The 17,209-nt window shown below is 43.5% G+C and carries 19 protein-coding genes, 1 rRNA gene and 1 pseudogene; 11 read left to right on the forward strand and 10 right to left on the reverse strand.

The features are described 5' to 3' along the window. Positions 1–64 precede the first annotated feature (64 nt). The gene (gene coaBC, locus MSG93_RS18250; protein WP_324622855.1) at positions 65–1,321 is read right to left on the reverse strand and encodes a bifunctional phosphopantothenoylcysteine decarboxylase/phosphopantothenate--cysteine ligase CoaBC; all 1,257 of its coding nucleotides are present in this window, start codon (positions 1,319–1,321) and stop codon (positions 65–67) included. 197 nt (positions 1,322–1,518) lie between these two features. On the opposite strand from coaBC, the gene radC reads away from it, so the two are divergent. Both radC and MSG93_RS18260 read left to right on the forward strand, forming a co-directional pair. After that, on the forward strand, positions 1,519–2,241 hold the full coding sequence (gene radC / locus MSG93_RS18255) for a RadC family protein (RefSeq protein ID WP_324622856.1): 723 nt from the start codon (positions 1,519–1,521) through the stop codon (positions 2,239–2,241). A gap of 44 nt (positions 2,242–2,285) precedes the next feature. Further along, the gene (locus MSG93_RS18260) at positions 2,286–3,197 is read left to right on the forward strand and encodes a bestrophin family protein (RefSeq protein ID WP_005228572.1); all 912 of its coding nucleotides are present in this window, start codon (positions 2,286–2,288) and stop codon (positions 3,195–3,197) included. Positions 3,198–3,248: 51 nt separating this feature from the next. Here the strand turns inward: MSG93_RS18260 and MSG93_RS18265 are convergent, their stop codons facing one another. Continuing rightward, positions 3,249–4,295: an aldo/keto reductase gene (locus MSG93_RS18265; RefSeq protein WP_312050591.1), complete on the reverse strand. Its 1,047-nt coding sequence runs from the start codon at positions 4,293–4,295 to the stop codon at positions 3,249–3,251. Positions 4,296–4,398: 103 nt separating this feature from the next. Between MSG93_RS18265 and MSG93_RS18270 the strand changes: the two genes are divergently transcribed. Next, positions 4,399–5,310 carry a LysR family transcriptional regulator gene (locus tag MSG93_RS18270; protein ID WP_324622857.1) on the forward strand — a complete coding sequence of 304 codons (912 nt, stop codon included), beginning with the start codon at positions 4,399–4,401 and terminating at the stop codon, positions 5,308–5,310. 107 nt (positions 5,311–5,417) lie between these two features. Here MSG93_RS18270 and MSG93_RS18275 read toward each other — a convergent pair whose 3' ends face one another. Next, positions 5,418–6,269, reverse strand: a complete 852-nt coding sequence (locus MSG93_RS18275; RefSeq protein ID WP_262476641.1) for a PHP domain-containing protein — start codon at positions 6,267–6,269, stop codon at positions 5,418–5,420. A 45-nt stretch (positions 6,270–6,314) separates the two neighbouring features. Between MSG93_RS18275 and MSG93_RS18280 the strand changes: the two genes are divergently transcribed. From MSG93_RS18280 to mnmC, 4 genes are read left to right on the forward strand one after another with little or no spacing between them, the layout of a single operon-like run. Next, positions 6,315–6,926 carry a septation protein IspZ gene (locus MSG93_RS18280; RefSeq protein WP_005228564.1) on the forward strand — a complete coding sequence of 204 codons (612 nt, stop codon included), beginning with the start codon at positions 6,315–6,317 and terminating at the stop codon, positions 6,924–6,926. A gap of 24 nt (positions 6,927–6,950) precedes the next feature. After that, positions 6,951–7,253: a YciI family protein gene (locus MSG93_RS18285; protein WP_312050593.1), complete on the forward strand. Its 303-nt coding sequence runs from the start codon at positions 6,951–6,953 to the stop codon at positions 7,251–7,253. Between the two features lie 3 nt (positions 7,254–7,256). Then, a complete protein-coding gene (locus tag MSG93_RS18290; protein WP_312050594.1) occupies positions 7,257–7,706 on the forward strand; it encodes a hypothetical protein in 450 nt (149 codons plus the stop codon). 17 nt (positions 7,707–7,723) lie between these two features. Beyond that, positions 7,724–9,634, forward strand: a complete 1,911-nt coding sequence (gene mnmC / locus MSG93_RS18295) for an FAD-dependent 5-carboxymethylaminomethyl-2-thiouridine(34) oxidoreductase MnmC (protein WP_324622858.1) — start codon at positions 7,724–7,726, stop codon at positions 9,632–9,634. 76 nt (positions 9,635–9,710) lie between these two features. Here mnmC and MSG93_RS18300 read toward each other — a convergent pair whose 3' ends face one another. Next, positions 9,711–10,025 carry a rhodanese-like domain-containing protein gene (locus MSG93_RS18300; protein ID WP_004774429.1) on the reverse strand — a complete coding sequence of 105 codons (315 nt, stop codon included), beginning with the start codon at positions 10,023–10,025 and terminating at the stop codon, positions 9,711–9,713. Positions 10,026–10,115: 90 nt separating this feature from the next. Here MSG93_RS18300 and MSG93_RS18305 point away from each other — a divergent pair, with 90 nt between their 5' ends. The 3 genes from MSG93_RS18305 to MSG93_RS18315 all read left to right on the forward strand — a co-directional run bounded on the left by MSG93_RS18305 (position 10,116) and on the right by MSG93_RS18315 (position 11,690). Further along, a complete protein-coding gene (locus MSG93_RS18305) occupies positions 10,116–10,604 on the forward strand; it encodes a YajQ family cyclic di-GMP-binding protein (RefSeq protein WP_004774427.1) in 489 nt (162 codons plus the stop codon). Positions 10,605–10,618: 14 nt separating this feature from the next. Beyond that, on the forward strand, positions 10,619–11,113 hold the full coding sequence (locus MSG93_RS18310; protein WP_324622859.1) for a DUF4442 domain-containing protein: 495 nt from the start codon (positions 10,619–10,621) through the stop codon (positions 11,111–11,113). A gap of 67 nt (positions 11,114–11,180) precedes the next feature. Further along, positions 11,181–11,690 carry an ester cyclase gene (locus MSG93_RS18315; protein ID WP_324622860.1) on the forward strand — a complete coding sequence of 170 codons (510 nt, stop codon included), beginning with the start codon at positions 11,181–11,183 and terminating at the stop codon, positions 11,688–11,690. 55 nt (positions 11,691–11,745) lie between these two features. Here MSG93_RS18315 and MSG93_RS18320 read toward each other — a convergent pair whose 3' ends face one another. The 4 genes from MSG93_RS18320 to MSG93_RS18335 all read right to left on the reverse strand — a co-directional run bounded on the left by MSG93_RS18320 (position 11,746) and on the right by MSG93_RS18335 (position 14,062). Further along, complete coding sequence (locus MSG93_RS18320; RefSeq protein ID WP_005228550.1) at positions 11,746–12,225, reverse strand: GAF domain-containing protein; 480 nt, start codon at positions 12,223–12,225, stop codon at positions 11,746–11,748. A gap of 78 nt (positions 12,226–12,303) precedes the next feature. After that, a complete protein-coding gene (locus tag MSG93_RS18325; protein ID WP_004774422.1) occupies positions 12,304–12,726 on the reverse strand; it encodes an acyl-CoA thioesterase in 423 nt (140 codons plus the stop codon). A 1-nt stretch (position 12,727) separates the two neighbouring features. Continuing rightward, complete coding sequence (gene trxC / locus MSG93_RS18330; protein ID WP_005283202.1) at positions 12,728–13,165, reverse strand: thioredoxin TrxC; 438 nt, start codon at positions 13,163–13,165, stop codon at positions 12,728–12,730. After that, entirely contained in the window at positions 13,166–14,062 is an 897-nt protein-coding gene (locus tag MSG93_RS18335; protein WP_005283197.1) for an alpha/beta hydrolase, read from the reverse strand. Positions 14,063–14,188: 126 nt separating this feature from the next. Between MSG93_RS18335 and MSG93_RS18340 the strand changes: the two genes are divergently transcribed. Next, positions 14,189–14,524: a TIGR01244 family sulfur transferase gene (locus MSG93_RS18340; RefSeq protein WP_005228544.1), complete on the forward strand. Its 336-nt coding sequence runs from the start codon at positions 14,189–14,191 to the stop codon at positions 14,522–14,524. A gap of 2,122 nt (positions 14,525–16,646) precedes the next feature. On the opposite strand, the pseudogene MSG93_RS19295 reads toward MSG93_RS18340, so the two are convergent. Together MSG93_RS19295 and rrf are read right to left on the reverse strand one after the other, a co-directional pair. Beyond that, positions 16,647–16,782: pseudogene (locus tag MSG93_RS19295) on the reverse strand (hypothetical protein); the annotation flags it as partial. Positions 16,783–17,101: 319 nt separating this feature from the next. Then, a 5S ribosomal RNA gene (gene rrf, locus MSG93_RS18350) occupies positions 17,102–17,209 on the reverse strand; the annotation flags it as partial.

Genomic DNA, 17,209 nt, shown 5'->3' on the forward strand with positions numbered 1-17,209 from the left:
TTTAGCATACATAAAAAATGCAACGAAATCGTTGCATTTTAATAAAAAAGATTGCTTCTCTCGTTTATAAACGACGGCGTAAAGCATCAGCAATAGATTCAACCAGTTGCTGTGAAATCTCCTGTTTCGATGCTTTTTCCAGCTCACGCTTTTTCATATGATAAGACTGGGCGAAGAACACGGTCATGGCATTTTGATCTGAAGCAAAACCGATGTCAGGACGTGATACATCATTACAGGCAATCATATCCAGTTTTTTCGCCACCAGTTTACCTGCCGCATATTCTTCTACGTTTTGCGTTTCAGCGGCAAAGCCGACCATAAATGGACGCTCTTCCTGCTGGGCAATGGTCGCCACAATGTCCGGGTTTTTCACTAATGCGACTGCAAGTTCATCACCTGCTTTTTTAATCTTATGTTCTGCAACCTGTGCCACACGATAGTCCGCTACAGCCGCCGTTGCAATGAAGATGTCACACCCTTCTTTCAGCTGGTTCATACTGACATCCAGCATCTGCATGGCTGAACTGACATTAATGCGTTGTACACCATTCGGCGTATCCAAACTAACAGGTCCAGCGACCAACGTCACTTTTGCCCCTGCGGCATAGCAGGCAGCTGCCAGTGCAAAGCCCATTTTACCGGTACTATGGTTTGAAATATAACGTACCGGATCAATCGCTTCACGGGTCGGCCCTGCAGTAATGGTGACGCGCTTTCCAGCCAACAGGCCAAATTTTTCAGCGAGCGCACGTTGTGCCTTATGGAAATAGGCCGCAACCTGACGGGCCAAATCTTCAGGCTCAGGCATACGGCCCAGCCCCACATCACCACAGGCCTGTTCACCAGCATCTGGCATGATCACATGCACGCCATCTACTACCAGCGTTTGCAGATTGCGTTGTGTCGCTTTCGCCGCCCACATCTGCTGGTTCATGGCTGGTGCCACCCAGACCGGTGCTTTGGTTGCCAGATAGAGCGTACTGAGCAAGTCATCCGCCAAACCATTGGCAAATTTTGCGATGCTGTCACAGCTGGCAGGTGCAACCAGAACCAGATCGGCCCAACGTGCCAATTCAATATGTCCCATACCAGCTTCGGCTTCAGGATCAAGCAGTTCGGTATGCACCGGATTTCCAGACAGCGCCTGAAAAGTAAGAGGGGTAATAAATGCTTGCGCGCCATGTGTCATGACCACACGGACATCAAAACCGAAATCTTTTAAACGGCGGACCAAGATGGCACTTTTATAGGCAGCAATACCACCTGTAACCGCTAATATAATGTTTTTATGGGGAATAACACTTAGATCGAAGCTCACAAACAGGATACCTTACTGTTGCAGTGGCGCTCACAATAGCATTAAATAAGTGGATACCCAAGTGGCACCCTCAACATTTCAGTGGAACTGACGGTAGAGAATATTATTGGTCTGGCAAAAATCAAAAGGCAACGCCTGGCACTTCTTTTTGCCTAAAAAAATAATAATCACAATAAAATCAAAGGGAAAAATAAGCATTGAATCAATCAATAAAAACCTGGCCCGAACAAGAACGTCCTAGAGAACGACTTTTATCTCAAGGTGCACAAAGCTTATCTGATGCCGAACTGTTGGCGATTTTTCTTCGTTCGGGCTCGAAACAGCACTCTGCGGTGGAGTTGGCACGTATTTTGATTCAACACTTTGGCGGACTTAACTTGATATTTGATGCCAATCTTGAGGACTTATCACAATTTAATGGCATTGCTGCGACCAAGTATGCCCAGCTCATGGCAGTCAAAGAACTGGGGCGACGTTATCTGAATAATCATTTCCATCAGCAACGACTTTGTCTGGATACCTCTACGCTGGTGCTCGACTATTTACGTTATGAACTGTTGGGAGAAAAGCAGGAAGTCTTTGCGGTACTCTGCCTCGATGCAGAGTTGAGAAAATTGCATTTCAAAAAACTGTTTTTTGGCTCGCATCATTCCTACACTGTTTCACTCAACCAGACCTTACGCTATGCCTTACAACAGCAAGCCTGTCAGATTGTGGTGGCCCATAATCATCCCTATGGAATTGCCCAACCGTCCCCCGAAGATATTTATCTGACCCAGCAGTTAAAACAGGCCTGTAAACTGCTGGAAATCCACCTGATCGATCACTTTATTATTTCGCCTGAAGGACATTTTTCCTTTTCTGAACAACAACTACTCAACCCTGCCCCAATCAGGCAATCTGGTCTTGACAAAGCCTGAATCTGGCCTGAACATCAACACATAAAATTAATGATTCATATAACATGATTGTCCGTGACCAGCCGAGTATTTTTAAAGTTTTATTCTCATGGCGTGGGACGATTCTACCCAAAATTTTACCTTCACTCGGCTTCGTAATGCTGATCTCTGCCATTATTGGTGGTGTTGAATATGTCGGCCTTTACCGTTTCCCTGAAATTCCATTGGTTGGCTTTACCCTGATCGGTGTGGTCCTGTCGATTTTTCTGGGATTTAAAAATACCGCCTGTTATGACCGTTGGTGGGAAGCCCGTAAACTCTGGGGTGTTCTGATTGCCACGGCCCGTCATTTTGATCGGGACTGTCGTGTTCTAACCCAAGCCCGCCGGGAACGTATCATTCAAAATGTGATTGTCTTTGCCAATGTTTTGCGTGACCGTTTGCGCCATCAAACCGCAAATCCGACCGAATTGACGGAAACCAGCGGCTTGAGCCAACAGGCGCTGACCCAGCTTTACCAACAGCACAATGCTCCGCAATACACGCTGAGCCTGATCCAGTGGGAACTGTTACAGGCCATGAAAGAGGGTGAAATCTCGGATATTATCTATACCCAGATGAACCGTCATGTGGCGGCTTTAAGCGAAATGCAAACCGGTTGTGACCGTATTGCCAACACGCCAATTCCCTTCGCCTATTCGGTGTTGCTGAATCGAACTGTGTATTTCTTCTGCTTTATGTTGCCTTTCAGCTTAGGTTCCTTATTAGGTTTGGCCACCCCGTTACTGGTGGGGATTCTAGCCTATACCTTTCTTGGTCTGGATGCCTTAAGTACTGAAATTGAAGAACCTTTTGGCACACAAAGTAACGATCTACCGCTTGATGCCATGGTTCGCTCGATTGAGATCGAATTACTCGGCACTTTGGGCCGCCCGACGCCACCGCCAATTCAGGCCCAAGATCACAACCTGCTTTAATTTCAATGCCCTCCAATGAGGGCATTTTTATTCGGATGATAAATCAAACGCCTAAACAAACTGTGAGGGTACCAGAGACTTGAAGCGTTCAGTGAACTGTCCATTCCAGTACGGATAATAAGGATAGGGTGGATAAATCGCACTGGCCTGATCTAACTGCACCCGATGCTCAGTCGATAACTGAAGATCTTTTGCTTTGAGGTTTTCTTGCAGTTGCATCTGATTACGGGCACCAATCAAGACACTGGAAACGGTTGGACGCTGTAACAGCCAGTTCAAGGCAATTTGGGGAATGGAATAACCCGTTTCGATTGCAATCTGTTTGAGTGCATCAATGACCTGATAAAGATGTGCCTCGTTCACAGGCGGTGCAAACTGTGCCGTATCATGCAAACGGCTCTGGGCCGGAATCGGATTTTCCCGATCAAATTTACCGGTTAAGCGTCCCCAGCCCAAAGGGCTCCACACCACTGCACCGATCTGTTGATCGTCATTCAAAGGCATCAGCTCCCACTCATAATCACGGCCAATTAAAGAATAATAGACCTGATTGACCACAAACTTCTCATAACCATATTGTTCTGCAATGGCCTGAGCTTTCATCAGTTGCCAGCCAGCAAAATTGGACACGCCGATATAACGGACTTTACCACTGCGTACCAGTTCATCCAGCGTTTTCATCAATTGATGTAATGCGGTAAAACTATCAAACTGATGCAATTGCAATACATCAATATAATCGGTTCCGAGTCGGGTCAGCGATTGCTCTACGGCGGAAAGTAAATAGTCCCGACTAAATCCTGCAGCATTTAAATGCTCTGAGCTACGAATACCCACCTTAGTCGAAATAATTGCCTGCTGTCTTTTCGAGGCCAAAGCCTTGCCAAGCATTCGCTCCGACTCGCCATCCGAATAGACATCTGCGGTATCAAAGTAATTGATCCCGGCATCCAGAGCCGCCTGAATCATTTGATTGGCCTCGGCCTGGCTGGCTTGCCCCCAGGCAGAAAAGATTTGTCCCTGCCCGCCTAAAGTACCCGCGCCAAATCCTAATTCCGAGACTTTTAATCCTGAGTTTCCTAGAAAATGATATTTCATGATGCTTCTCTTAAACCTGTAGTTGCTTAAGAGCTAAAATAGCGCTAGGGGTTTATTAAAAAAACCACGATAATCAGGAAATACTTTTCTGGTTTTATTGATAATGAATACCGAAGATTTCCAGTTTTTTATTCGGGTTGCAGACTTGGGTTCGATCAGCAAAGCCGCGCAAGATGCCAATATTTCCGTGTCAGTCGCCAGCCAGAAACTGCAACGCCTGGAACAACAGCTACAATTGCGTTTATTTCATCGTACCACCCGCACACTCAGCTTGACAGAAGAAGGCCGCACCTTGCTGACCCACGGGCGTAGCTGGCTGGCTGATTTTGTCAATTTACATGAGTCATTAAAAGTCAAAGATCATATCCTTTCCGGGACATTGCGCATGACCGCTTCCGCAATCTTTGGGACCAAGATCTTAATTCCTGTGATTGCCAAATTCGCGCTGTTACATCCTGAACTGAACATTCATCTGGACCTGAATGATCAAAACATTGATTTAATTCAACAGGGCATGGATCTGGCGATTCGGATCGGACAGTTACAAAGCTCCAGTCTGATTGCCAGACAATTAAGCTCAAATCCCAGGTTGCTGTGTGCATCACCCGCTTACCTGCAACAATATGGGATTCCAGAAAGCTTATCTGATCTCAAAGCTCATCGCTGTATTTTGCAACAGCATGCCAATGGCTTAACCGACCAGTGGCATTTTCTGAATAAAGCCGGTGAAACTGAACAGATCCGTGTTGAAGGTTACTTTAGTAGCAATTCGGGTGAAGCCATTCGACAGGCTGCCTTACAGGGCTTAGGCATTTCCAATCATTCACTCTGGCATGTTGCGGAAGATTTAAACACCGGCAAACTGCTACAGGTGCTCCCCGATTATCCCGTGCAGGCCACAGCAATTTATGCCGTGTTTCCGCATCGGGACTTGATACCGCCGAAGGTGCAATGCTTTTTAGATTATTTAAGCGATTACTTCCAGCAACACGCTGATTGGCAAATTAAAATCTAAGTTGATTTAAAGTCCTGCAAAACCATGAAACATCCATTGAATGCTCCATAAAACAATCAGGAATAAGACAACAATGAAGCAAAGTTGTAATTTTTTCATTGTTCCACTTATCGAAAACGTTCCCAAATTCCGCTCTGCCCTTGATTGACTCGCGGCGTTTGTCCCAGTTTAATCCATGGCATATTGTCGCCATGAAAATCACTGCCAATTGAAACCGCCAGATTAAATTGCTGAATCATCCGGTCGACCATCTGTCGGGTTGAAGCGGGCTCAATACTCGGCGGTAACTCAACGGCGTCACCCCCAGATACAGCAAAGAGTTCAATCAGGTAACGGATATTGGTTGCCGACAAATCATAACGGGTTGGGTGAGCCAGAACAGCCAACCCGCCACTGGCATGAATAATCTCGATGGTTTCTTTCAGCCCCACCCCTTCGAATTTGACAAAGGCTTTCTTGCCTTCTTTCAGAAAACGGTCAAATGCCTGCTGCGGACGACTCACAATATTCTTTTCGACTAAGGCTTTGGCAATATGGGTGCGAGTCACCCGATCTGCCTCCCCATCCACTTGGGCAATCACATCAGGATAAATATCAAAATCGATACATTTTTCTAAGAGCTGACAAATCACTTTGGCCCGTTCAGCACGGATTTTTTTCTGATTTTCCAGCATGGCCCTGATCGGTGCTTCATCTTGCATATTTAAAGCCACGATATGCACACCGTAGCTCTTTTTGGTATTGGGTCTCGACCACTGACTGGAAACTTCTACGCCAGAAATAATTTGAATATCATGATCTTGTGCATAATTTTGCGCCCGTTCCAGCCCATCCATGGTGTCATGGTCAGTCACGGCCAGTATCTGTATTTTTAAGTCAACAGCAGCCTGTACCAGTTGCTCAGGAGAGAAGGTACCGTCGGAAATGAGCGTATGGGTATGTAAATCGACACCGAACATGGTTTGTATTATGCTATCTGACCTATTTCATCATCGTACTGTAACATGAAAGCGTTGCTCGACTATCTTCCGATTATTATCTTCTTTTATTTTTATAAAACCACCGATCCTAAAGATAGTCATCATCCCTTGTTGCAGTTGGTGGGCAGCGCAGGAAATACCGACCAGAACCATATTCTGGTGGCGACCTGTGCCCTGCTGATCTCGACGCTTGTGGTCTATGGTTGCCTGTTCTTTTTCCAGAAATTCAAGCTGGAAAAAATGCAGTGGTTTATTGTGCTCATGTCGGTCATTTTTGGAGGCATCACGCTGATTTTTAGCGATGTCACCTACATCAAAATGAAGGCGATTATTATCAATATCGGGATTGGTCTGGGCTTTTTAGTGACGCCTTTATTTAATAAAGAACGCATGCCAATTATCCAGAAACTGTTAGGTTCAATGTTAGAGCTGAGCCCTAGAGGCTGGATCAAATTGAACTGGGCCTGGTGCGGTCAATTCTTTTTGCTTGCTGCTTTGCATTTCTTCTTTGGTTTTGTCTATATGCAAGGAAAATATTGGGGCGAATTCACGGCTTTTGGCGATATTATCGTTTCTCTGAGTTACCTTGCTGCTATACTGTTTTTCTTACGAAAACATTTCAAAACCACTGAATAGATTTTAAATCATCGAGCTACTGCCATGCCATATTTTGTGCTGACCTGTACTGATCGCGAAGGTACTCTGGAAAAACGTTTAGCCACCCGTCCACAACATATTGAACGTCTACAAAAGTTAGATGATGAAGGTCGTTTAATTGCTGCTGGTGCGCACCCTAAAGATCCCAATGATGCACAGGCAGGCTTTTTTGGCAGTACCATGATTGTTGAATTTGAGAGTCGCGAAGCACTGGATGCCTGGATTCAGGAAGAGCCATTTTTAAAAGAAGGGATCTACTCAGATATTGAGGTTAGACCGTTCAACAAAGCTTTTCCAAAAGGGTAAATCATGCACATTGCAGTCAAAAGCTTTTTCATTTTAAGTTTACTCAGTTCTAGTGCATGGGCGGTAGAACCTGCTACACCGACTGTTGCTCCAACAGCAGTCGCTCCAGCGACACCAGCTAAAATCACCACCGCCACACCTGCCACTGCGGCTAAACCGCTGACGGCTGAACAGATTGTTAAAGCCAAACAACAGCAAGATGCTAAAGTCAAAGCCATGATTCAGGATCAGGCCAGCCGTTTGAAGCAACTTGAGCATGCCAATCTTGAAGCACTGGCACAGAATCAGGAACTACAGTTAAAAAATGACAATTTAACGGTTCAGGTTCAGGTGTTGCAAAGTGAACGTAGTGCACAAATGTTTTTATACGGCGCCATGACCATTGCGGTCGGTGTGATTCTCGGTTTCTTTATTGCCAGTTATGTTTACACTAAACGCCGTCGTCAGTGGTAAAATCAACATCTTTATTTATGTCTCTCTCATCAAAACTACAAACCGCTGATCTGGACTGGGAATGGGTCGATGGTATCGAGATTCCTATTTCCAAGCAATTTGGCGATGTCTACTTTTCCAAAGCTAACGGTTTACTTGAAACACGCCATGTGTTTTTAAACGGTAATGATTTAACTGAACGTCTTGCGCAACTGAGTGATTATCAATACTTCTGTGTGGGAGAAACTGGTTTTGGCACAGGGCTGAATATTTTGACCCTGTGGCAACTCTGGCAACAGGTACGTCCAGATAACCATAGCCATCTGCATGCTATCAGTGTAGAAAAGTTTCCCCTCAGTAAAGCAGACCTGATTCGCGCACTGAATGTTTGGCCTGAGCTAAAGCCACTGGCCGAACAGCTGATTCAGCAATATCCCCTGCCGATTGCAGGCTGTCACCGTCTCAGTTTTCCAGAACAACGTTTCAGTATTGATTTATGGCTGGGTGATGCACAGGATATCTTCCCCGTCATACCCAAAACACAAGCGGTCAATGCCTGGTTTCTGGATGGCTTCGCCCCCTCCTGCAACCCGGATATGTGGCAAGAAAATGTGCTGAATCACATCGTGCGTTTGTCCGAGTTCGGAACCACCTTCGCATCCTTTAGTGTGGCTGGAGTACTAAAACGCGGGCTGAAACAGCATGGCATCCAGATTAGCCGTCCACGAGGTTTTGGACATAAACGGGAAATGCTCAAGGCAATCTGGCTGGACATTGCAACACCTGAAACAGGCTCAATAAATTCGGAACAGCACCCTGCCACCGAAACCGAAGCAAATACAAGCCGATTAAACACCGGACCTCGCCAGATCGCGATTATTGGCGCTGGAATCGCAGGTTTAAGCTCAGCCTGGGCATTTGCTCAACGTGGTCATCAAGTCACCGTATACGAGCAAAATGAGCCGCTTGCAGGTGCTTCTGGCAATCCACTGGCGCTGCTCAACCCCAAACTATGCCCGATTGATCAGGCACCTGAACATCTGATGACCTTAAGCTGGCAGCATGCGCTCAACTTTTATGCGCGTTTTAAGGCTTTTAGGCCAATTCAGGTCCAGCAATTGGCATTGAAGAATGCAGATGAATTACTGGCTTTGGCAGAACAATATCCTGAAGGTGTTTTATCAGCACAATCAGAACAGCACCAATTCCCGCATACAGACTTGCCGAATTTGACACTACATCATGCAGGTGCAGTTTCTCCACACCAGTTACGCGATGAAATCTTGCAGCATCCGAATATCAGCATAAAAACAGCCAGAATTTCCCGCTTAAACTCAGTCGGATCACAAACTGAACTTTGGCAGGAGCAACAACGGATCGCCACGGCAGATCATGTTATTGTCTGTTGCGCCAGACAAAGTGCGGAACTGTTTGAAAACTACCCGGTTTTAAAGCCCATTCGGGGACAAGTCAGCTGGGTTGAGAATAGCCAGCTGCCTTTAGCGCTGGATCAGGCCTATAGTTATGGCGGCTATTGCATGCAACTGGATGCCTCACAGTTAATTCTCGGCGCGTCTTTTTACCCCAATCGGGACGATGCCAAAGTCTTGGCTGAAGACCATGTGCATAACTACGAACTTATCCACAATGTGTTCCCTGAATATGCACAACAGTTGCCTGCTCTAGAGCATTGGCAAGGTCGGGCCGCTGTCCGTGCCCAGAGTCTGGATTACTTTCCTTTGGTCGGCAAAGTCCACAACCATGAGCAAAACTATAGCTTTGCTGGTTTAGGATCGAAAGGATTCTTGTTTGCGCCACTATGTAGCGAGATTCTGGCGGCATTGATCTTGGGTGAACTGTGTCCGGTTCCACAACCGTTACTGGATAAATTGAATCCGCAACGCTTCCAGAAGAAAGTAAAAGCTAAAAAACCGTATTATTCAGGTTAAGTATTTGGACGTTTGAATCTTTATTATTTTTGAATTTGCCAAAATACCCAAGTATTTTGGCAAATTTTTGAGTGTTTTAAGCGCCTTGTTCCAAAGCTAAGCCTGCATCACGTGCTGCGCGTGTGCCACCCATCAATACAACATACTCACGAGAACTATCAATACCGTCTAAAAGCTCTGCTGCGCGCGGTGCTTTACTACCGCCACCACACAGAATGTAAATCGGTTGATCCGCTGCCACTTGAGTCAAACTATCCGCAGTTAATTCAGCAATTGGACGATTCACCGCCCCTTTGACATGAGCCTCTGTATACGCTTTGGTATCTCGGACATCCCAAATGACTGCGCCTTCTGGGAACTCAAATGTTGTAATTTCTTGTTTACGGATCATTGTGCACTCCTTTGATGTAAACAACACTTGGCAAATGAAGAAAACCCCCTTAGCATCTCAAATATTCTTTCCCTTTGTAAAGGTCTAACTATGCCTTCTTTTGATATTGTTTCTGAATTAGAGTTATTTGAAGTCAATCATGCGGTGCAAAACACGCAAAAAGAAATTGCTACACGTTTTGACTTCCGTGGGCAGGATGTTTCAATTGAGCTAAATGAAAAAAATAAAGAAATCAAAATCTCAACTGAAAGTGATTTCCAGTGTGAACAAGTCTATACCATGCTGGAAAACCATTTCTATAAACGTAAAGTTGACGTACAGGCACTCGATCCACAAAAGGCGACCGCTTCAGGTAAAAATGTGGTGCAAGTGATCAAGCTTAAAGACGGACTTGACTCAGATACCGCAAAAAAAATTAATAAAGCCATTAAAGAAAGTGGCATCAAGGCGCAATCTTCTATCCAAGGAGACAAAATCCGTGTCACGGATAAAAAGCGCGATACTTTGCAACAAGTGATGAACTTTTTACGTGAACAACAATTTGGTCTGCCACTGCAATTTAATAACTTCAAAGATTAAGTAATAGGTTCATCATGGCAAAAGATAACCGTCTTTATAAGCTGGTTAAAACCACCTCTAAATTTGCAAAAGGCATTCGTAGCACGCTCTGGAGCAAAGCGTTTGGTCGTGTTGTTCCTATGGTCGGCACGGCCAATATCCGCTATTTGGAAGTGGATAAAGACCACGTGACTGTTCGTATTGAAAACCAGCGCAATATGCAGAACCATATTAAAGGAGTTCATGCTGCCGCAATGGCATTACTTGCAGAAACTGCAACGGGCTTTTTAACGGGTTTACATGTTCCGGATGATCGTATTCTGTTGATCAAATCACTGCATGTAGATTATTTAAAAGTCGCACAAGGTGGTTTAACTGCAACAGCGAGCTTATCGGCAGATTTGCAAAAGTTTATTGCTGAAAATGAAAAAGGCGAGTTATTGATTCCTGTGACCGTGATTGATGATTCTGGTAATGAACCGATCCAGTGCCAGATGCTTTGGGCCTGGTTACCAAAACGTAAAAAATAATAACGGGTCTAGACTACTCCAAGTTCATCATTAGTATCAGGATACAAGCATCTCAGTTTGTGTTCTGATGCTAAAAATGAAAAAAACATTGCTTCTTTCCCATGTATTTGTCCTGCTCAATCTAGCATTTTACCCAGGTCAAGTCTTTGCTGCTGATGCCTCTTCTCGCATTTCTGTGCCCGCAAAGCACACAAAGTCTGTAGCTGAACAAAACAAGAAAATTGTCACCGATTTTTATGAAGGTGTTTTCCTGAAACATCAGGTCAAACAATACGCGGATCGTTATATTGGGAATCAGTATATTCAGCACAATCCGAATGTACCTGATGGTAAGGCGCCTTTTGTAAACTTCTTTACGCAAAAATTTAGTCATCATCCTCAGGCAAAGAATGTCATCAAGAAAGCCATTGCTGAAGGAGATTTAGTCGTCCTGCATGTGCATTCGACTGAAAATGACACTGACCGGGGCCGAGCCATTATAGATATATTCCGGGTTGAACATGGCAAAATTGTAGAGCACTGGGATGTGATACAGAACATTCCAGAGAACAGCAAAAATACCAATACCATGTTCTAATCAAAGTACATATAAAAAAAAGCCCAACATCATGTGGGCTTTTTATAATTTAGGCTTAGATAAATTTTTCAATCATTGCCATCAATTGCTGGAGATGTTCAGCATCAACCTCATCAAACTGATTCAGTTCATCACTGTCAATATCCAGCACGCCGACACACTCACCATTTTTCATGATGGGTAACACAATTTCCGATTTAGAGTCAGAGCTACAGGCAATATGCCCAGGAAACTGATCCACATCAGGCACCACAATTACTTGCTGTTGTTGCCAAGCAGAACCACACACACCACGCCCTTTGGCAATACGGGTACAGGCAATGGGACCCTGAAAAGGGCCTAATACCAGCTCATTTCCTTTCACTAGATAAAAGCCAATCCAGAACCAGCCAAATTGCTGTCTGAGTGCCGCACAGATATTAGCCAGATTCGCGATCACATCAGCCTCATCTTCAACAATGGCCTGAATCTGTGGCAGGATACTTTGATATTGCTCAACCTTGTGGCCCTGTTGTAAAACCAGTTCTTCAGCCATCTGTATATTCTCGATTAAAAAAGTAGTGTTAAAACATCATCATCAGTTCTAGTAAGTGCAGATATCAAAACGGATCATTTAAGCTGACTGTGAAGCTAGAAAAGACTGTTTAATTTCATCTGTAATTAAACGTTTATTTCCATTTACATCCACCGCAACAAAGGTAAATACGCCTTCGGTAATCCGTACAGGTTCACGTGAATCATCGTGACTGTTCCACACTTCGATTTGAACCTGTACCGAGCTGCTACCGACTTTTAGAATCTTGGTATAGCAGCTAATCACATTACCCACTTTTACAGGCACGAGGAAAGTCATCTGATTAATGGCAATCGTCGCACAACGTCCTTTACTAAAACGTTCAACATGAATCGCTCCAGCCAGATCCATCTGGGAAACAATCCAGCCTCCAAAAACATCACCACTCCAGTTGGTATCCGCTGGCATGGCAATATTTTGTAGAGATAAGATCCCTTCAGGATGCTTTGGGCGTTCGCTCATGTTAATTTCCTTGCTGTTGCTGTAATTGCTGGTCTAGCCACTGTTGCAGTTCAGGTGCACGTAATGCGCCACTGATTCTCGCCACTTCGGTGGTTTTGTTCATGAGAACCAGGGTTGGGATACTGCGGACATTAAATGCAGCGCTCAAACGCGGGTTTGCTTCCGTATCGATTTTGGCAAAAACAACGTAAGGATTTTGCTTGGCGACCTGAGCAAAATGTGGCGCCATCATTTTACATGGACCACACCATTCTGCCCATAGGTCAATCAGCACAGGCAAATCACTATTGCTAATGAAATTGCTAAAGTTTTGTTCATTCAGCTCAATCGGTTCTAAAGGCAGCAATGCTTGATGACATTGACCGCAATTGGGATGAACCGCCAGTTTTTCTTCAGGTACACGATTTTTTGCACCACATGATGCACAGACAATAATCATTTACATCACTCCGATATGTTGATGTAAAAATTCTAATTGGGTTGTGACTGCTTTTTCAAACCAAGAATCGTGATAAATATCGAAATGCTTCATTTCCCACTCATGATAGCTCACAAATGGCGCAATATTGGTGGCGGCTTCACGACTTGAGGCAATCGGAATCAGGCTGTCATATTTAGCCGCAATAAATAACACCGGAATATTAATCTTACGTACAAACTGGATCGGCCGGTAACGCATCAGATTAAAAAACACCCGTGCAGGCACTTCGCCACTCCAGTAATAATCAGGATTTACAATCGAATGATAACCGTAATAACTATCTGAGGTCGGTAAGAAACAGAGTTTATATTGATCGACTACGGGTAAGGTTTTAGGCGCCAAGCCCATCTTGGAGCCCATATAGTCCTGACTGGAACGTTTCAATGCTTCTGGATAACGTTGCAATGGATATAGCTTGGCTGTTTCTGCCCCGTCAACATAAGGCACTTGTACCATCACTGCCTGAATATTTTTCAGATCCGTCGCCAAACTCAGTGCATAGCCACCACTGAGTGATGTACCCCACAAAATAATCCGTCGGCTATCAATCGACTTACAGTTAGAGGCATATTGAATCACGCTCTTCCAATCATCAAGCTGGGCACTGAGCGATACCAGTTCACGCGGTTTACCGGTACTGCCGCCCCAATAACGATAGTCGAACAAAATCACGGCATAGCCGGCATGGGCAAAACGCTGTGCATACTGAACCAACTTAAATTGACGCAATCCGGCAAATCCATGCGCCATCACAATCACAGCAGGTTTGATATTTGTTTTCGGAAGATAGAAGTCGGCAGCGATGGTTTCATCACCACTCGTAACATACAACGGCTCAACTGTATAAGTATGCATGCGCGCTCCATTGCGTATCTTATTCGTTATCATCGTTTATTTAATATAGACATTTAAACCCAAGATCGAGCTTAATGCTATGATAGATAGAGCATAAAATGTTTTGTTTGATTTTGGAGTGACAAGATGTCAGAAAATATAGGTTTTGCAGGTCAAATCGGCCCGGAGCATGTAGCTCAGGTTGTTGAAAAAGGTTTCAAATCGATTATTAATAACCGTCCTGATATGGAAGGTGGGCCTGATCAGCCGACCAGTGCACAGATTGAAGAGTCTGCTCGCAGTGCAGGTCTGGATTATGTCTATCAGCCTGTTGTGGCGGGTCAGATTACTGAACTGGACGTGCGTACTTTTGCAAATCATTATAATGAACTGCCAAAACCGATTTTGATGTTCTGCCGCACAGGGAACCGTTCGAATAATTTATATCAGTTAGCCAAACAGATGGATCTACTGGACGATTAAATTCATTACATTTCATTACCCGATCAAAATAGTTAAATCTTTCGATTTATATGAAGATGGTTCTTTTTCATAAGATGAAGAACCATGTCCAAACTTGCTGTTATCCTGTTATGCCTTTTCGCTGTTTCCGCTTGTAGCTCAATGCAAGTTCGTCCAACTGCCTCAGTGAGTGTAGGAACAGCATTATAAAAAAACAGCACCGAAGTGCTGTTCTCTACTCATGCTAATTAACGTGTAAATCTGAATGATGTTACTTTATTCGGGGCTGTGATTGTTACTAAGATTCTATCTCCTGCTGCACAACCTTTCAGCTCTGCACCATATTTTGTAACCGTACTATTACTAAAAGAGCTAGGGGATTCTAAGTTCATTACACTTGGTACCGGATTATCACCTTTAACAATCTTAGCAGTACACGATAAATTATTGACATCGGTATTATCTTCAGTTGAGACCCCAATAGTTGTACCAGATGGCATTGGAACAGTTAACATACTATTACCAAAGACTTGGAATCCAAATGAATCTGAAGTAATTAAATTACCACTTATTCCATAATTATTAATAAATGTTGGTGTATCAGAAGCAAAAGAGAAAATCATTTGTTGACGTAAAGTCGTTGCTAGCTGATCATCACAAGTGTATGGAATATTAGGTTGGAAAACTGAGGATATTGTACAGAGGTTGGTGCTATAGGGTGCGGCAACACGCTTATAAAGAAATTCTCCATTGCCACTATCATAAGTAGCATTTTCATTATCATCACGGAAAAAATTACCAATATTATTGTCAAGTGTATCAATTCCGCCAGCGCTGATTGGCGTATAAACACCATCCCCATCTTTATCCGTATATGATTTATCACCTTCTACATAAGCCAGCACGGTCACACGTCCATTCGCAGGCCGAGGATTCTGCGTACGCAAATTAACACTACATTGACCATCAACTGTTTTACAACTACCGTCAACTTTCCCGCCCTCAGCAACAAAATTGACCACTGTACCATCTGGAACACTATTAGAATTCCGGTCTGCTAACATTGCGGTAATGCTGGCGATATCTCCATCTTTATCTGATTGTAAAGATTGCTTACTTGTAGATAAACTAAAACTCTTCTGTGTAGCTCGTCCAGTGGTCACTGTGACATTTTTAGATAATGCACTTAGACCATTCGATAAGCTTGCTTTAATCTCAACAGGGCCAGGAATATTACCGGGATAGACTGTTACGATTACTTTACCCTCACTATCACTTTTAATAGTTTGAGCTGTACGATTGCCTAATCGAATAAAGTTTAAGTCCGTAGGAGCTTTCTCTAGACTCACGGTAACATCTTGATTTTTAAGTACGGTACCATTTGAATAAACTGTAAATTCAATTTGTCCAGAGGAAGATGAACCACTTGAATTAATTCCTAATTGCACAGGATCTTTTGTCGTATAGATGACTGAAGTTGCCAGAGCCCGAGCGATTGAAACAGAAATACTACTGGTTACTCCTGTCGAGGTTGTCGCTCTGATCTGTTGATTGCCATCACATAAGTTGCCTTTCGAATCAAAAGCATAGTATGTTGTTGCAATATTTCCCTGATTAGATGACGTTACATTACTATTACTAAAACTTCCACAATCAGCAGTAAAGTTAACTGGTACATTATTTTGATAATTACCTTTGGAGTCTTGTGTGACTAAACTTAATAGTGTTGATCCACCAGATTCAAGAGTTGAACTAGCCGCAAGCATATTAGAAATTACAACGTCTTGTTTAGAAAAAACAATATTTAAATTAGCAGGTGTAGAGGTTACATTATTATAGACAGCTGTTGCCGATAAAACGTATACCCCTGTGACCGTCGGATCGGTAGGTATTATAGAAATTGTAGCGACGCCTTCCGCATTCGTAAGTGCTGTTGCATTTGTAGTACCAAACACCATATTACTACCAGTGAAAGTTACAACAGCTCCACTAATACCTTTTCCATTATTATCTTTAACGACAACCTGAGCTGTTACCCCTTGATTTGTAATTGTCGTAACTGGATTGCCATTAGAATCAGTTAAAGAGATAGTTCCTATATTTACTGCTGTAACGGGAGTCTCACCATTTCCACCAGAAGAGTTATTATTGTCTCCACCCGAAGAACTATTATTATTGGAACCATAATAGCCACCGCCTCCCCCACCACAACTTGCTAATAAAACAGATACAGCAATCGCTGACAACTTTAAAGTAAGTTGTTTTTTATTCATGATCATTCCTTTTTATCCCCGATCAAATCCCCAAATGGAATTAGACTTTTCATTATAAAAATATGCCTAATGTAACCATAATATAGATTTTGTGTAAATATAGTTTATTTTCAAGTAAAGATAATTAAAGTGAAGCCAATCAAACTATTTGTAAGAATCGAGAATTATGTTAGGACTTTTAACAAATAAATTTTTTTCTTAAAGGAAATAAAGGTTGCTCTGAGATAAATATGCCGAAAGAGATGTAATTTAATAAACCAACTTGTTTTCCCCACGCGCAAAAAAACACCCCCAACCGTTAGGTTAGGGGTGTTTCTAATTTAAAAGCTGGCGATGACTTACTCTCACATGGCAAGTGCCACACTACCATCAGCGCTAAGAGGTTTCACTTCTGAGTTCGGGAAGGGATCAGGTGGTTCACTCTTGCTATTGT

The sequence above is a fragment of the Acinetobacter sp. IK40 genome (genome assembly GCF_035615075.1).
Taxonomy (GTDB): Bacteria; Pseudomonadota; Gammaproteobacteria; order Pseudomonadales; family Moraxellaceae; genus Acinetobacter; species Acinetobacter courvalinii.

Coding starts and splice junctions, on each gene's coding strand:
- MSG93_RS18265 (WP_312050591.1), bottom strand. CDS start 4,295: ATGAAATATCATTTTCTAGGAAACTCAGGATTAAAAGTCTCGGAATTA.
- mnmC (WP_324622858.1), top strand. CDS start 7,724: ATGTCTCTCTCATCAAAACTACAAACCGCTGATCTGGACTGGGAATGG.
- MSG93_RS18285 (WP_312050593.1), top strand. CDS start 6,951: ATGCCATATTTTGTGCTGACCTGTACTGATCGCGAAGGTACTCTGGAA.
- MSG93_RS18300 (WP_004774429.1), bottom strand. CDS start 10,025: ATGATCCGTAAACAAGAAATTACAACATTTGAGTTCCCAGAAGGCGCA.
- MSG93_RS18320 (WP_005228550.1), bottom strand. CDS start 12,225: ATGGCTGAAGAACTGGTTTTACAACAGGGCCACAAGGTTGAGCAATAT.
- MSG93_RS18290 (WP_312050594.1), top strand. CDS start 7,257: ATGCACATTGCAGTCAAAAGCTTTTTCATTTTAAGTTTACTCAGTTCT.
- MSG93_RS18280 (WP_005228564.1), top strand. CDS start 6,315: ATGAAAGCGTTGCTCGACTATCTTCCGATTATTATCTTCTTTTATTTT.
- MSG93_RS18275 (WP_262476641.1), bottom strand. CDS start 6,269: ATGTTCGGTGTCGATTTACATACCCATACGCTCATTTCCGACGGTACC.
- MSG93_RS18340 (WP_005228544.1), top strand. CDS start 14,189: ATGTCAGAAAATATAGGTTTTGCAGGTCAAATCGGCCCGGAGCATGTA.
- MSG93_RS18310 (WP_324622859.1), top strand. CDS start 10,619: ATGGCAAAAGATAACCGTCTTTATAAGCTGGTTAAAACCACCTCTAAA.
- trxC (WP_005283202.1), bottom strand. CDS start 13,165: ATGATTATTGTCTGTGCATCATGTGGTGCAAAAAATCGTGTACCTGAA.
- MSG93_RS18325 (WP_004774422.1), bottom strand. CDS start 12,726: ATGAGCGAACGCCCAAAGCATCCTGAAGGGATCTTATCTCTACAAAAT.
- MSG93_RS18260 (WP_005228572.1), top strand. CDS start 2,286: ATGATTGTCCGTGACCAGCCGAGTATTTTTAAAGTTTTATTCTCATGG.
- MSG93_RS18335 (WP_005283197.1), bottom strand. CDS start 14,062: ATGCATACTTATACAGTTGAGCCGTTGTATGTTACGAGTGGTGATGAA.
- MSG93_RS18315 (WP_324622860.1), top strand. CDS start 11,181: ATGCTAAAAATGAAAAAAACATTGCTTCTTTCCCATGTATTTGTCCTG.
- MSG93_RS18305 (WP_004774427.1), top strand. CDS start 10,116: ATGCCTTCTTTTGATATTGTTTCTGAATTAGAGTTATTTGAAGTCAAT.
- MSG93_RS18270 (WP_324622857.1), top strand. CDS start 4,399: ATGAATACCGAAGATTTCCAGTTTTTTATTCGGGTTGCAGACTTGGGT.